Source organism: Streptomyces sp. NPDC058576 (genome assembly GCF_042718715.1).
Classification (GTDB): Bacteria; Actinomycetota; Actinomycetes; order Streptomycetales; family Streptomycetaceae; genus Streptomyces.
Map to the genome: position 1 here is coordinate 58,547 of NZ_JBHXPF010000029.1, position 12,655 is coordinate 71,201.

Sequence of the window (12,655 nt, forward strand, 5' to 3'; positions counted from 1 at the left end):
GGGATCTCCAGGAGAGGTGAGGTACGGGGCGGAACAGGGATGAGGCGGCGGTCAGCGGTCGCGTGGCGCGGCGCCGCAGGACGCGCGGACGATGAGGCGCGGCTGTACGTCGATCCGGTGGGACACCGCGCCGGAGCCGAAGTCCATCCGGCCCAGCAGCAGTTGGGCGGCCAGCGCCCCGACCTCCTCCTTGGGCGGGGAGACCGCCGTCAGCGGGATGTCGCCCACCTCGGTCACCTCGTCGTCGTACGCGACGACGGCGAGGTCCCCCGGGACGGACAGGCCGTGCCGCCGGGCGGCCACCACCAGGGCCGCCGCGTCCCGGTCGCCGTGGCAGAACACCGCCGTGACCCCCGCGTCCGCGCAGTGCCGCGCGTAGTCGGCGATGCCCTCGGGGGTCCAGATGTCCGCGCGGGCCACCGCACCCTCCACCACGTCGGCGTCCAGCAGCGCCGCGGCCTCGTCGAACCCTCGCGCCACGGCGTCGGACGTTCCGGTGCGCAACCGCCCCAGATGACCGATCCGCTCATGGCCGAGCGAGCGCAGATGGCGTACGGCCAGGCAGACACCGCCCGGATGATCCGTGGCCACGTAGGAGGTGGGATCGTCCGGTACCGGGGCGGGCGGACGCCGCTCGACGAGGACGTACGGCACGGTGAGGTGTCGCAGGTCGTCCACGTAATCCTGCGGCTCGTCCAGCAGATGAAGATTCGGCACGAGCAGCATCCCCTGGACGCCGCTGTCGAGCATCGCCCGCACCTCGTCGCGCTCGATGGCCAGGTCGTACTTCGAGGAGGCGAGGACGACCCCGACGCCGGCGTCCCGCAGCACCCGCTGGATTCCGTCGACGACTCGCGGATAGTAGTACGTCGTCGACGGCACGAGGACGCCGACCAGACGGCGGCCCTTGGGGGAACCGGCGCCCGTGGGCTCGGCTTCGAGGGGCGGCGACACGAAGGTGCCCGCTCCCTGCCGCCGCTGGACGATGCCCTCGTCGACGAGTTCGCTGACCGCCCGGCGCAGCGTGTTGATGCTGACCGCGAGCGTGTCCGCCAGCTCCCGCTCGACGGGCAGCTGTGTTCCGGGCGCCCAGGAGCCGCTGGTGATCTCCCTGCGCAGCCGCTCCGCGACGTGCAGGTATTTGGGCCCACGAAGGAATGAATCCTTCTCTTCTGCCGATTTCATGCCGGTGAGATTGCAGCAATCAACCTCTTGCGTCAACCACTTGGCGGTGCTTTTGTAACCCCAGCGTCAAGAAATGCAGAAATTCATTCCTTTTAAGGGAATGAATTGGGCGGGAGAATGTGATGAAGAAACTCCGGAGCGACGCCCCGGATCTCGAAGAGGAACTGGGCCGCCCGGGACCGGCGCTGGTGGCCGAGGCCGCCGACTGGTCCGGTGACGTGGTGGTCCTGGGGGCCGGCGGCAAGACCGGGGCGGGCATCGCCTCGATGGCCCGCCGGGCGCTGGACGCGGCGGGCCGGGACGACGTCCAGGTGCTGGCGGTGTCCCGGTGGACGGACGCCCGGGGCCGGGCCGGGCTGGAGAAGCTCGGCGTCCGCACCGTCGTCGCCGATCTGGCGGACCCCGCCGCCGTGGACGCCCTCCCGGACGCGGCGGTCGTGATCCACCTCGTCGGCGCGAAGTTCGGCACCGCCTCCGCGCCCGGACAGGCCTGGATGACCAACACCGTGCTGCCCGCCTTCGTGGCCCGGCGCTACCGGAGCGCCCGCATCGTCGCGCTCTCCACCGGCAACGTCTACGGCATGACCGCCCCGGTCACCGGCGGCTCGCGCGAGAGCGACGAACCCCGCCCCGTCGGCGACTACGCCGTCACCTGCCGGGGCCGGGAGCAGGTCTTCACCCACGCCGCCCGCGCCGAGGACACCCCGGTCGCCCTGATCCGCCTCAACTACGCGGTGGAGCCCCGCTACGGCGTCCTCGCCGACCTGGCCCGCACCCTGCTCGCCGGGCACCCCGTCGAGCTCGGCGCGGGCGCGGTGAACGTCGTCTGGCAGCGGTACGCCAACGAGGTCGTCCTGCGCTGTGTCCCCCGCGCCGCGACACCCGAGCCGTTCGTCCTCAACCTGACCGGCCCCGAGACGGCAGGCGTACGCGCCCTCGCCACCAGGCTGGCCGAACACCTCGACGTCGTACCGCGGTTCACCGGCGAGGAGCCCGCCACCAGCCTGCTCGCCGACGCCACGCTCTGCCACACCCTCTTCGGCTACCCGGACCGCACCCTCGGCCAACTCGTCGAACTCCAGGCCCGATGGATCACCGAGGGCGGCGAACTCTGGGACAAGCCGACCAGGTTCGAGCGACGGGACGGGCGGTTCTGATGCCCGCCCCGATGGCTGCGGCGACCGCCGCACTCCTGCACCGGGGAACCGTCATCCCCGCCCACCCCCTCGCCCTCACCGCCGACCGCACCCTCGACGAACGGCGGCAACGCGCGCTCACCCGCTACTACCTGGAGGCGGGCGCCGGGGGAGTGGCGGTGGGGGTGCACACCACCCAGTTCGCCATCCGCGACCACGGCCTCTTCCGGCCCGTCCTCGAACTCGCCGCCGAGGAGAGCGCGTCGGCCGCCGCGAGCCGCCCCTTCCTCCGGATCGCCGGAGTCGCCGGAGGCGTCCACCAGGCCGTCGAGGAGGCCGCCACCGCCCGCGAGCTCGGCTACGACGCCGTCCTCGTCTCGCCCGCCGGGCTACCGGACGCCACCCTGGAGGACCTGCTGGACCGCAGCGCCGCCGTCGGCGAGATCCTCCCCGTCATCGGCTTCTACCTCCAGGAGGCCGTCGGCGGACGCGAACTGCCCCGCGCCTACTGGCGGGCGCTCGCCGACCAGGAGTCCACCGTCGCGGTCAAGGCCGCCCCGTTCGACCGCTACCGGACGCTGGAGCTGGTCCAGGGCATCGCCGACTCCGACCGGGGAGCCGAGGTGGCCCTCTACACGGGCAACGACGACACCATCGTCGCCGACCTCCTCACCCCGTACCACGTGACCACTCCCACCGGACCCGCCGTCCGCCGCTTCGTGGGCGGGCTGCTCGGCCACTGGGCCGTCTGGACCCGCTCGGCCGTCCGGCTGCTGGCCGACGTCCACGCCGCCGACGCCGGGGACGAACAGGCCCGGCAGCGGGCGCTCGCCCGGCTCGCCGGGGACACCGACGCCAACGCCGCCGTCTACGACGTGCGCGGCTCCTTCGCCGGAGTCATCGCGGGCGTCCACGAAGTGCTCCGCCGCCAGCGCCTGCTGAACGGCACCTGGTGCCTCGATCCCGCGGAAGGCCTCTCGCCCGGACAGGCGCGGGAGATCGACCGCGTGCACACCGCCTACCCCTGGCTCGCAGAGGAGGACGCGTTCATCGCCGGCGCCCTGCCGCGCTGGCTCGCCTGACATCACCCGCACCCACCCACGGGGAGACGCCCGCCCCACCGGGAATCCCCACCCCACAGGGAAGAGGAACGATGAAGACGAAAACGCTGCTCCTGACGGCCGCGGCCGCGCTGCTCGTCCCCGCCGCCGTCCTGGCCCCGCAGGCGACCGCAGGATCGGCCCCGGCGGCGAAGGCGCCGACGTTCAAGGTCAACACCTTCGAACGCCCCGCCGCCGGGAACGGCTACCCGCTCAGCCAATGGGCCACCGACGGCTGGACCGCGCCCTGGCAGCAGGGCATGGAGAGCCGGGCCCGCATCGACAACACAACGCCCGCGCACGGCGGTTCCCAGTCCCTGCGCGTCCACTACCCCAAGGGCAAGATCGGCCCCGAGGACTCCGGTGCGCAGGCCCCCTTCGCCCTCACCAAGGCGCGCGAGTACTACCTCTCGTTCTGGCTGAAGTTCAGCGGCGACTTCAGCTGGGGCACCACCGAGTACGCGGGCAAGGTCGGGCTCGGACTCGCGGGCGGGGCCTCCTGCTCCGGCGGACAGGTCTGCGACGGCACCAACGGCTTCAGCTCCCGCATGATCTGGCGGCAGAACAACGGCCAGGCGGCCGTGTACTACTACCACATGGGCCACGCGGGCCAGTACGGCGACTACGCCGTCCTCAAGAAGAACGGCGCCGACATCCACTGGCCCAAGAACCAGTGGGTCAACGTCGCCCAGCGCGTCAAGGTCAACACCGTCACCAACGGAAACGCCAACCCCGACGGCGAGATCGAGGTCTTCTACAACGGCCAGTCCGCCGCCGAGGTGACCGGCCTGCGGTTCGTCACCAACAACGACCAGGTCGACCGCGCCTACTTCTCCAGCTTCGCCGCCGGCGCGACCCCCTCCTTCGCCCCCAACAACGACAACAGCTTCATCTGGTACGACGACCTCAAGGTCTCCACCGACCGCGACGACATCTGCGAACTCAGCTCCTGCACCTGACCCGCACCCCGCCGGGCGGCGCGGGCTCCGGCCCGTGCCGCCCGGCACACCGCCCGCCCGACCACCCCGGAGCCCCACCGTGCCCGTCACCCCCTTCCCCGCCCCGCGCTCCCTCACGACGACCCCGGGCGGCGCGGCCCTCGACGCCCCGGTCCACGTGAGCACCGATCCGGCCCTCCCGCCGCAGGGATACCGCCTGCGCACCGGCCCCGAAGGCGTCACCGTCGACCACCGCGACGCCCTCGGCCTGCGCTACGCCCTGGCCACCCTCGACCAGCTCCGCGCCGGGCACGACTACACCGCCACCGGCTACGACATCAGCGACCACCCCGACTTCCCCGTGCGCGGCTTCCTCCTCGACATCAGCCGCGACCGCGTCCCCACCCGCCGCACCCTGGCCCGCTGGATCGAGATCCTGGCCCTGGCCCGCTTCACCCAGCTGGAGCTGTACGGCGAGCACACCTACGCCTTCCGCGACCACCGGGACGTCTGGCAGGACGCCTCGCCGCTCACCGCCGAGGATCTCCGCTGGCTCGACGCGCGCTGCGCCGCCGCCGGCATCGAACTGGTGGCCAACCAGAACACCTTCGGCCACATGGAACGCTTCCTGCGCCACCCCCGCCACACCCACCGCGCCGAGAACCCCGAGGGCTTCGAACGCGGCGGCGTCCACCGCCCGCCCAGCACCCTGGAACCCACCGACGACAACGCCGCCTTCGCCACCGCCCTGGTCGAGGAGGTCGCCCGCGAGATCCGGTCCAAGCGCCTCAACATCGGCGCCGACGAGCCCTTCGAGCTGGGCCGGGGCCGCTCGGCCGACCGGGTGGCCGGTGAAGGCGTCGGCGAGGTCTACTTCTCCTTCGTCACCCGGCTCATGGCCCCCTGGCTGGAGGCCGGGTACACCGTCGAGTTCTGGGCCGACGTCTTCGCCGACCATCCCGGGCTGATGGACCGGGTCCCGCCGGGAGCCGTGCCCGTGGTGTGGCAGTACGACGGGCCCCGGCTGCTCTCCGAGGTCATCGACGGCGACACGCCCGAGGCCCGCACCTGGCAGCGGCTCGGCGCAGACCTCGACAACCTCCGCGAAGGGTTCCGTTCGCGCGGCAAGCTGCTCTCCGAGGCCGGAGTGCCGTTCTGGGTCGCCCCCGGCGCCGGCAACTGGAACTCCCTCCTCGGCCGGATCGACAACGCCGTGGACAACATGCTCGACGCCGCCGAGACCGGCCGGGAGAACGCCGCGAGAGGATTTCTGCTCACCTCCTGGGGCGACCACGGCCACTGGGACGCGCCATCGGTGGCGTACGGTCCGGTCGTCTTCGGCGGTGCGGTGAGCTGGTCCCTGGAGGCCAACCGGGACCTCGACATCACCGCCGTGCTCGACGACCACGTCCTGCTGGACGGGGCCCGCCTGATGGGCGGCGTCCTCACGCGGCTCGGCCGGGTGTACCGGGACCTGGACGTGCCGCTGCTCAACGCCTCGCCGATCGCCCGGGCCCTCTTCCCCGACCCCGCCGTCCCGCTGCCGTCCCTCCCGACGCCGGAGGCGATGGACCGGGTCGCCGCGACGCTCGCCGCCTGCCGCGAGGACCTCGCCGCCGCCGATCCGGCCGCCGCCGACGGCGATGTGGTGCGGCGCGAGCTCCACCACGCCGTCGCGCTGGCGGAGTTCGCCGTGGACGTGCTGCGGGCCCGCGCCGCCGTAGGGGCCGACGCCGGCACGGTCCCCGACGCCGACGCGATCGACCCGGCGACCGCGCGCCGCCTGCTGCGCCGGATCGAGCCGCTGCTCGCCGAGCAACGCGCCTGCTGGCTCCTCAGGTCGCGCCCGGGCGGCCTCGACGACAGCATCCGCGAGCTGGACCGGCTCCGCCACCAGCTCATCGGGGCGGCCCACGCATGACCGGGCACGCGGGACGCCCCACCGACACGGAAGCCGCCGTACGGCACTGGCTGGCCGTTCTCGGCGAACAACCCGCCGTCACCACGGTCACCGACCCGACGCCGCCGACCGGTTCGGAGCTGGCCGAGCGGATGGACCTGCTGGCCGTCCCCGGCCCTGACCGGGAAGAAGTGGCCGCCGGTCTGCCGGACCCCGGGCGCGACCCCGCCCGGTGGGAGGCGCTCGTCCGCTGCCACCAGCAGCTCTACGCCGACCCCGGCCCCGGCGCCCCGTCGGCCGCGCCCGACTGGCCGACCGCGCCCGCCGCCCTCGGCAGCGACGGCCGCTACTTCTACGTCCACCTCTACGTCCTGGCCCTCCCGCAGGCGCTGGACCGGCAACGCCGCCTCGGCATCCCGGACGACGTCGTCGCCGCCACGTTCGCCGACCTCGGCGCGAAGCTGACCACGTACCGGCTCGGCCACGGCACCGGCGGCTTCGACCGCCAGCGGTGGATCGTCCGCCACTTCCGGGGCGCCCTGCACCGGCTCGGCCGCCTCCAGTTCGAGCGGGGCGTCCTCGACGCCGACGCCTCGGGCGGGGACGCGGCGGCCGCCGGGGGCCCAGCCCACGGGGACCCGGTGCTCCAGGTGCACATCCCCGAGGACGGTCCGCTCGACCGGGCGGGCTGCGACGCCTCCTTCGCCGCCGCCGGGGAGTTCCAGGCCCGGCACTTCCCCGGCGGACGCCACCGGCACGCCACCTGCAGCTCCTGGCTCCTGGACCGGCAGCTCGCCGACCACCTCCCGGAAAGCTCCAACATCCTCGCGTTCCAGCGGCGCTTCGCGACCTTCGGGGCCCGCCCGGTGGGCGACGACGACGTGCTGGAGTTCGTCTTCCACGCGCCGCCGGGAACGGCCGACCTCGACCGCCTGCCGCAGCGGACGACCCTGCACCGCTCCCTGGTCCGGCACCTGCGATCGGGGGGCCACTGGCGTACCGCACACGGGTGGACCGACCTGCCGTGAGGCCGCGGCTCCCGGTCGGTCCCCCTCACGACCGGGGTCCTCATCCTGCTCGCGGTGCTGATCAGCCGGGTGTGCGCCCCGGGGGCCGGATTCTCCGAGCACCCTGCCCCGTCACCGCTGCGTGCCGCCGGGCGGCGCGGTACGGTCGCCACCACGGGCCCGGCCGGGGCGTATCCGGCCAACCGCCGTGTCCGGAGAGCCGGCAGAGGAGAGACATGAGCGTCGACGACGACGATTTCCGCCGCAGGATCCGGTCCGACGTTCCCCACTCGGCGCGTGTCTGGAACGCCTGGCTGGGAGGCAAGGACCACTACCCGGTCGACCGGGAGCTGGCCGAGGTGGTGAGCGCGGCCTACCCGCAGATGGTCGACATCGCCCGTGCCTCGCGCGCCTTCCAGATCCGCGCCATCCGCTACCTGGCCTCGGCGGGAGTACGCCAGTTCCTCGACGTCGGGACCGGGCTGCCGGTGGCGAACAGCACGCACGAGGTCGCGCAGAGCATCGCGCCCGAGTCGCGGATCGTCTACGTGGACAACGACCCGATCGTCCTCGCCCACGCCGAGGCGCTCCTGACCAGTGCCCCCGAGGGCCGCACGGCCTATGTGGAAGCCGATCTGTCCGCGACGGACACGGTGGTGGACGAGGCGGCGAAGACGCTCGACCTGTCCGAGCCCGTCGCCGTGCTCCTGCTCTCGACGCTCGGCCATCTCGTCCCGGCCGAGGGCATCGACGTCGTCCAGCGGTACCTGGCCCGGATGCCGTCGGGAAGCCACCTGGTGCTCTGCGACACGGTGAAGACCCCACAGACGCTGGCGGCGCAGGAGGCGTACGCGTCGGGCGACAACCCGCCCTACCTCGTCCGGGAGCCGGAGGAGATCACCGGCTGCGCCGCGGGCCTGGAGCTGGTCGAGCCGGGATTCGTCTCGATCGACCGCTGGCGGCCCGAGGAGGACGACGCGGTGCCGGTCGACCAGTGGGGGCTCGTCGCCCGCAAGCCATAGCCCCGTAGCCGCAGCCGCAGCCGCAGCCGCAGCCGTACGGCAGACAGGCAGGGGGCGGCGCGGCCGTTCATGAACAGTCGCGCCGCCCGGGTGTGGCCTGCGCGTCGGCGGGCAGGCGGAGGGCATCCGACCTTGCTTCACCCCGCTGCCCGCCCCCGCGCCGACTCGACGACGAGCCGCGGGGGCGGGCAGCGCACCGACCACGAGCAGTACTGACGAGAAGGGCTGCTGCCACGATGATCCGCGAGCCTCGGAACGGCGACGCACCGTTGGACACGACCTTTGGCCTGCTGTTGGAGAAGATCCGGTACGAGGGCGCCTACCCGACGCGCGAACGCGCCGAGGAGAGCCTGCGCGCCGTGCTGGGGGCGCTCGGCCGGCAGGTCACCGGCGATGAGCGCGTCGCGCTCGCCGCCGCCCTGCCCGAGGAGGCCGCCCGGGTGTTCACCGCGGAGGTTCCGGCCGTGCGGCAGCTTGCCGGGGCCGCCTTCGTCCGCGAACTCGCCGAGCGGACCGGAGGCACCCCGGTGACCGCCCGGTGGGACGCCGGCGTGGTCCTCAGCCGGCTCGCCGCCCTGGTCGGCGACGACCTCGTCGCCGACGTCGTCCGTCACCTGCCGCCCGGATACGCGCTCCTCTTCGGCCGCGCCGAACTCCTCGCCCAGGCGGCCTGATCCGAGGACTTCGCGGCGGCCGGCGTCCCGGCCGCGGCCCCCGGCCGGCCGGGCGCAGCGTCGGCGAGACGCCGGGCGCTCACGTGAAGCGCTCGGCGTCCCGTACGGCGGTCGGGCGGGGAAACTACCGGCGGATCGTCACCGGCTCGATCTCCGCGTTGTTGTGCCGGCGCGCCCAGTTCTCCAGGGCGATCCGGCAGGCGTGGTCGAGATGACGCAGCCCGGTCAGGTCCAGCTCTATGGGCTGGTCCTGCGGGAGCTTCTCCAACTGCTCCAGGATGCGGGGCAGTCGCAGGAAGGTGGCGTTCCCGGTGAGGGTCACCACGACCCGGCCGCCGGTCAGCTCATGGGTGGTGAGCTGGACGTGCGAGGTCTCCCAGGCGGACTTGATCACCGCCAGCAGCAGGCCGAGCACGACCCCCTCGAAGAGGTTGGTCACCACGATGGCGATCGCGGTGATCGCCAGCAGGACGGCCTCCCCGCGGTGTTCGCGCCACAGCGGGCCGAACTCCTTGGCGGGCACCAGCTTGCACCCGGCGTGCACGAGGATCCCGGCGAGCGCGGCCAGCGGGATGATCCCGACGGCGGCGGGCAGCAGTGCGGCGAAGAGCAGCAGCCACAGGCCGTGTGCGACCCGGGAGAGCGCGGTGGTCGCCCCGGCCTGGACGTTGGCGGCGCTGCGGACGATGACCGCGGTCATCGGCAGTGCGCCCAGCGCCCCGCAGATGGTGTTGCCGACGCCCTGCGCGACCAGCTCCTTGTCGTAGTCGGTACGGGGTCCGTCGTGCATCCGGTCGATGGCCGCCGCGCTGAACAGGCTCTCGGCCGAGGCGATGAGGGCGAACGCCAGGACCGTGCCGATGACCGCCACATCGGCGAGCCGGGAGAACTCCGCCCCGCCGGGCAGATCGATGGCGTGCAGCAGTCCGTTCACATCGGCCACCGCGGGACTCAGTCCGGCGAGCGAGGCGACGGCGGTGGCCAGGGCGACCGCGGCGAGGGGCGCCGGGACGATCCGGGCCCGGGCCGGGAGCTTCGGCCACAGCAGCAGCACGGCGATGGTGCCGGCGCCGAGACCGAAGGCGGTCAGGGCCTCCTGATGGGTGACGATGTCGACGGCCAGGCCCGGAAGCCCGGCCAGCTTGGCGAGACCGCTGCCGGGCTGTTCGAGGTCGGCCATGGCGTACACCTGACCGAGCACGATGATCAGCCCGATGCCGGCGAGCATGCCCTGCACCACGGAGACGGAGATGGCCCGGAACCAGCGGCCGAAGCGCGCCAGGCCCAGCACCACCTGGAGCAGTCCGGCCGCGAGCACGATCGGACCGAGCGTGCTCAGGCCGAATTCCCTGACGGCTTCGAAGACGAGGACGGTGAGTCCGGCGGCTGGGCCGCTGACCTGGAGTTTGCTGCCCGGGAGGAGACCGACGACGAGTCCGCCGACGATGCCGGTGACCAGGCCCAGTTCGGCCGGTACTCCGGAGGCGACGGCGACGCCGACGCACAGCGGCAGCGCGACCAGGAAGACGACGAGTGACGCCAGGAGGTCACGTCGTACGACGTGGGGGTTCTTGAGTTCCTTCGCGGAAATCACGATGGCTTCCCTTGTGGGTACGGTCGCGCCCGGCCGGAGCCGAGCGCGGGGATGTGGGGGGAGGGAGAGCCGTCAAAGGCGGGCGAACTCGGTGCCGCGCTCGGGTCGGTGGACGCTGACGGAGCCGGTGTGCACTTCGTAGTACCAGGCGTGCAGGCCGAGGGAGCCGTCGGCGAGCCGCTCGCGCACCGCGGGGTAGCCCCGCAGGGTGTCGAGCTGGGCCAGGGCGTGGGCCTGGACCGCGCCGGGCAGGTCGCCGGCGTCCGTGGGGGGTGTCCGGCCGCCCGTGGAGCGCTCCAGCCAGTGGCGGACGGCGGGCATGGCGGAGAGGTCGTCGCCGCGGAGGATCGCGCCCACCGCGCCGCAGTGGGAGTGCCCGCAGACGATGATGTCGCGCACCTGGAGCATGCGCAGCGCGTACTCGATGGTGGCGGCCTCGCCGGTGGGCCGGTCCTGACCCGGATAGGGGGGAACGATGTTGCCCGCGGTGCGAAGTTCGAAGAGCTGACCCGGGCGGGCGCCGGTGATCAGCGAGGGGACGACACGCGAGTCCGAGCACGTGACGAAGAGTGCTTCGGGGGTCTGGCCGTCCGCGAGACGTTCAAAGTCCTTTGCGTTCGCGGCGACGTGCTCGGTGAATGTCCGGGCGTGTTCTACGAGGGACTGCATGGTGGCCTGCCTCCTGCATCCGGCGGTACCGGGGAGCGGTGTGGTCGGGTCATATTGACGAATGCGTTAGTTGTATCCGTATACGTGTTCGGGAGAGGGGGAGGTGCCTCACCTTGAGGTTTGCCGGACGGCAACCGCCGAAAGGTCCACTCCCGCCGCTCCTCGCGGATACGACTACACCTGAGCATATAGACCAGAACTTTGCTATCGCATTACCTTCTCGTGAAGGAACGCAAATGCGCCACCCAAGTCATTCATTCGGCTTGTTCTTTGTGATAGCCAATGGGTGGAGAGTTCCGAGAGGTATGTCTGCGCCGTCAGATGCGTCGTCAGACGCGTCGGCCGTGCACGAAGACGTGCGGCTCCGGTGCGCCCGCCGGATGCTCCGGGGTGAACAGCGCGCTGTGCGTCCACTGCACCGTGATGCCCGCCCGCGCGATCAGGGCGGTGAACTCCTCGGCGTCGAAGCTGGAGACCCGGACCGGCTGCCCCATGAACTCCGCGTCGACCCCCGCGACGTCCACCGGAACCGTCGCGGCGACCAGCAGTCCGCCGGGGCGCAGCGACCGTACGAGCCTCTCCAGCAGCTCGGTCTGCTCGCCGCGCTCCAGCTGGAGCAGCGAGAAGTACACGCAGACCGCGTCGAACCCGCCCTCGGCCAGGGGGAGGTCGCGGATGTCCGCGCACCGGAACTCGGCCCCCGGAACCTGCCGGGCCGCGAGCGCGGTCATCACCGGCGACACATCGACGCCCAGCACCCGGTGCCCCGCGTCCGCCAGGGTCTGTGCCGTCGGCCGGCCGGTCCCGCTGCCCACGTCCAGCACCCGGCTTCCCGGGGCGAGATCCGCCAGCAGCCGCTCCAGCGACTCCCGGTGGGCCGCCGAAGCGGCGAAAGCCCGTTCGTACTCGGCGCCCAGCGCGTCGAACACCGCCGCGGCCGCACTCCCGGGACGACCGTCGCCCGCACGTTCCTGGCTGTCACCCATCGAGGCGGTCCTTCCGTGGTCCGACGGCAGGCCGGGGTCCGTGCGCCCGGCCGCTGTGAGCGTCCCCCCGCGAGCGTCTGAGTATGCGGGTCCCGGGCCCCTGAGTACGTTCCCCGATGTTCGGCCGTCCGGGCCGCTGTTCGATGGCCGTATGACCTCCGAAGCGCCGCGCCGCCCCCACATCCAGCACGTCACCACCGCCGGCTCCGCCCTCGCCGTCACCCTGCTCCCGCTGGTGGTCGGCGTGCTGCTGGCCAAGACCATGGCGGCGGACCCGATGACATCGGTGAACGCGCTCGTCACCAACGGAGGTCACCGCCCCAGGGTGTCGCCGAAGGAGTGGAGCCGGTGCGGCGGCCACGCGCTGCGGAGGCTGCGGACCGCCGAGCGGCCCTCCCGACGACCGGCCCTCACCCGCGTCGGCACGCCCTGACGCCGCCCGGC

Annotated in this window: 12 protein-coding genes; 8 read left to right on the plus strand and 4 right to left on the minus strand. The window is 72.8% G+C overall.

What is annotated here, in order from left to right; translation table 11 throughout:
- Window positions 1–51: 51 nt before the first annotated feature.
- The gene (locus ACFWRV_RS21115) at window positions 52–1,185 is read right to left on the minus strand and encodes a GntR family transcriptional regulator (protein WP_384336725.1); all 1,134 of its coding nucleotides are present in this window, start codon (window positions 1,183–1,185) and stop codon (window positions 52–54) included.
- 122 nt (window positions 1,186–1,307) lie between these two features.
- Between ACFWRV_RS21115 and ACFWRV_RS21120 the strand changes: the two genes are divergently transcribed.
- The 7 genes from ACFWRV_RS21120 to ACFWRV_RS21150 all read left to right on the plus strand — a co-directional run bounded on the left by ACFWRV_RS21120 (window position 1,308) and on the right by ACFWRV_RS21150 (window position 8,962).
- The gene (locus ACFWRV_RS21120; protein ID WP_384336727.1) at window positions 1,308–2,342 is read left to right on the plus strand and encodes an NAD-dependent epimerase/dehydratase family protein; all 1,035 of its coding nucleotides are present in this window, start codon (window positions 1,308–1,310) and stop codon (window positions 2,340–2,342) included.
- Window positions 2,342–3,403: a dihydrodipicolinate synthase family protein gene (locus tag ACFWRV_RS21125; protein ID WP_384336729.1), complete on the plus strand. Its 1,062-nt coding sequence runs from the start codon at window positions 2,342–2,344 to the stop codon at window positions 3,401–3,403. The genes ACFWRV_RS21120 and ACFWRV_RS21125 overlap by 1 nt, the downstream gene beginning before the upstream one ends.
- A 71-nt stretch (window positions 3,404–3,474) precedes the next feature.
- The gene (locus tag ACFWRV_RS21130) at window positions 3,475–4,380 is read left to right on the plus strand and encodes a polysaccharide lyase (RefSeq protein WP_384336733.1); all 906 of its coding nucleotides are present in this window, start codon (window positions 3,475–3,477) and stop codon (window positions 4,378–4,380) included.
- Window positions 4,381–4,459: 79 nt separating this feature from the next.
- The gene (locus ACFWRV_RS21135; RefSeq protein WP_384336735.1) at window positions 4,460–6,280 is read left to right on the plus strand and encodes a glycoside hydrolase; all 1,821 of its coding nucleotides are present in this window, start codon (window positions 4,460–4,462) and stop codon (window positions 6,278–6,280) included.
- The gene (locus ACFWRV_RS21140) at window positions 6,277–7,287 is read left to right on the plus strand and encodes an acyltransferase domain-containing protein (protein WP_384336737.1); all 1,011 of its coding nucleotides are present in this window, start codon (window positions 6,277–6,279) and stop codon (window positions 7,285–7,287) included. The genes ACFWRV_RS21135 and ACFWRV_RS21140 overlap by 4 nt, the downstream gene beginning before the upstream one ends.
- A 215-nt stretch (window positions 7,288–7,502) precedes the next feature.
- Entirely contained in the window at window positions 7,503–8,288 is a 786-nt protein-coding gene (locus ACFWRV_RS21145; RefSeq protein ID WP_384336739.1) for an SAM-dependent methyltransferase, read from the plus strand.
- A gap of 236 nt (window positions 8,289–8,524) precedes the next feature.
- The gene (locus ACFWRV_RS21150; protein WP_384336741.1) at window positions 8,525–8,962 is read left to right on the plus strand and encodes a DUF2267 domain-containing protein; all 438 of its coding nucleotides are present in this window, start codon (window positions 8,525–8,527) and stop codon (window positions 8,960–8,962) included.
- Window positions 8,963–9,086: 124 nt separating this feature from the next.
- Here the strand turns inward: ACFWRV_RS21150 and ACFWRV_RS21155 are convergent, their stop codons facing one another.
- The 3 genes from ACFWRV_RS21155 to ACFWRV_RS21165 form a co-directional block, all read right to left on the minus strand.
- A complete protein-coding gene (locus tag ACFWRV_RS21155; RefSeq protein ID WP_384336743.1) occupies window positions 9,087–10,556 on the minus strand; it encodes a SulP family inorganic anion transporter in 1,470 nt (489 codons plus the stop codon).
- A gap of 72 nt (window positions 10,557–10,628) precedes the next feature.
- Window positions 10,629–11,225 (minus strand): carbonic anhydrase, encoded by a 597-nt coding sequence (locus tag ACFWRV_RS21160; RefSeq protein ID WP_384336745.1) that lies wholly within the window; start codon window positions 11,223–11,225, stop codon window positions 10,629–10,631.
- 329 nt (window positions 11,226–11,554) lie between these two features.
- On the minus strand, window positions 11,555–12,211 hold the full coding sequence (locus ACFWRV_RS21165; protein WP_384336747.1) for a class I SAM-dependent methyltransferase: 657 nt from the start codon (window positions 12,209–12,211) through the stop codon (window positions 11,555–11,557).
- Between the two features lie 151 nt (window positions 12,212–12,362).
- On the opposite strand from ACFWRV_RS21165, the gene ACFWRV_RS21170 reads away from it, so the two are divergent.
- Window positions 12,363–12,644, plus strand: coding sequence for a hypothetical protein (locus ACFWRV_RS21170; RefSeq protein WP_384336749.1), 282 nt, complete (start codon window positions 12,363–12,365; stop codon window positions 12,642–12,644).
- Window positions 12,645–12,655: the final 11 nt, after the last annotated feature.

What these genes read in the sequence shown, in the direction of transcription:
- ACFWRV_RS21115 (WP_384336725.1), bottom strand. Translation starts at nt 1,185, where the DNA reads ATGAAATCGGCAGAAGAGAAGGATTCATTCCTTCGTGGGCCCAAATAC.
- ACFWRV_RS21120 (WP_384336727.1), top strand. Translation starts at nt 1,308, where the DNA reads ATGAAGAAACTCCGGAGCGACGCCCCGGATCTCGAAGAGGAACTGGGC.
- ACFWRV_RS21125 (WP_384336729.1), top strand. Translation starts at nt 2,342, where the DNA reads ATGCCCGCCCCGATGGCTGCGGCGACCGCCGCACTCCTGCACCGGGGA.
- ACFWRV_RS21130 (WP_384336733.1), top strand. Translation starts at nt 3,475, where the DNA reads ATGAAGACGAAAACGCTGCTCCTGACGGCCGCGGCCGCGCTGCTCGTC.
- ACFWRV_RS21140 (WP_384336737.1), top strand. Translation starts at nt 6,277, where the DNA reads ATGACCGGGCACGCGGGACGCCCCACCGACACGGAAGCCGCCGTACGG.
- ACFWRV_RS21145 (WP_384336739.1), top strand. Translation starts at nt 7,503, where the DNA reads ATGAGCGTCGACGACGACGATTTCCGCCGCAGGATCCGGTCCGACGTT.
- ACFWRV_RS21150 (WP_384336741.1), top strand. Translation starts at nt 8,525, where the DNA reads ATGATCCGCGAGCCTCGGAACGGCGACGCACCGTTGGACACGACCTTT.
- ACFWRV_RS21160 (WP_384336745.1), bottom strand. Translation starts at nt 11,225, where the DNA reads ATGCAGTCCCTCGTAGAACACGCCCGGACATTCACCGAGCACGTCGCC.
- ACFWRV_RS21165 (WP_384336747.1), bottom strand. Translation starts at nt 12,211, where the DNA reads ATGGGTGACAGCCAGGAACGTGCGGGCGACGGTCGTCCCGGGAGTGCG.
- ACFWRV_RS21170 (WP_384336749.1), top strand. Translation starts at nt 12,363, where the DNA reads ATGACCTCCGAAGCGCCGCGCCGCCCCCACATCCAGCACGTCACCACC.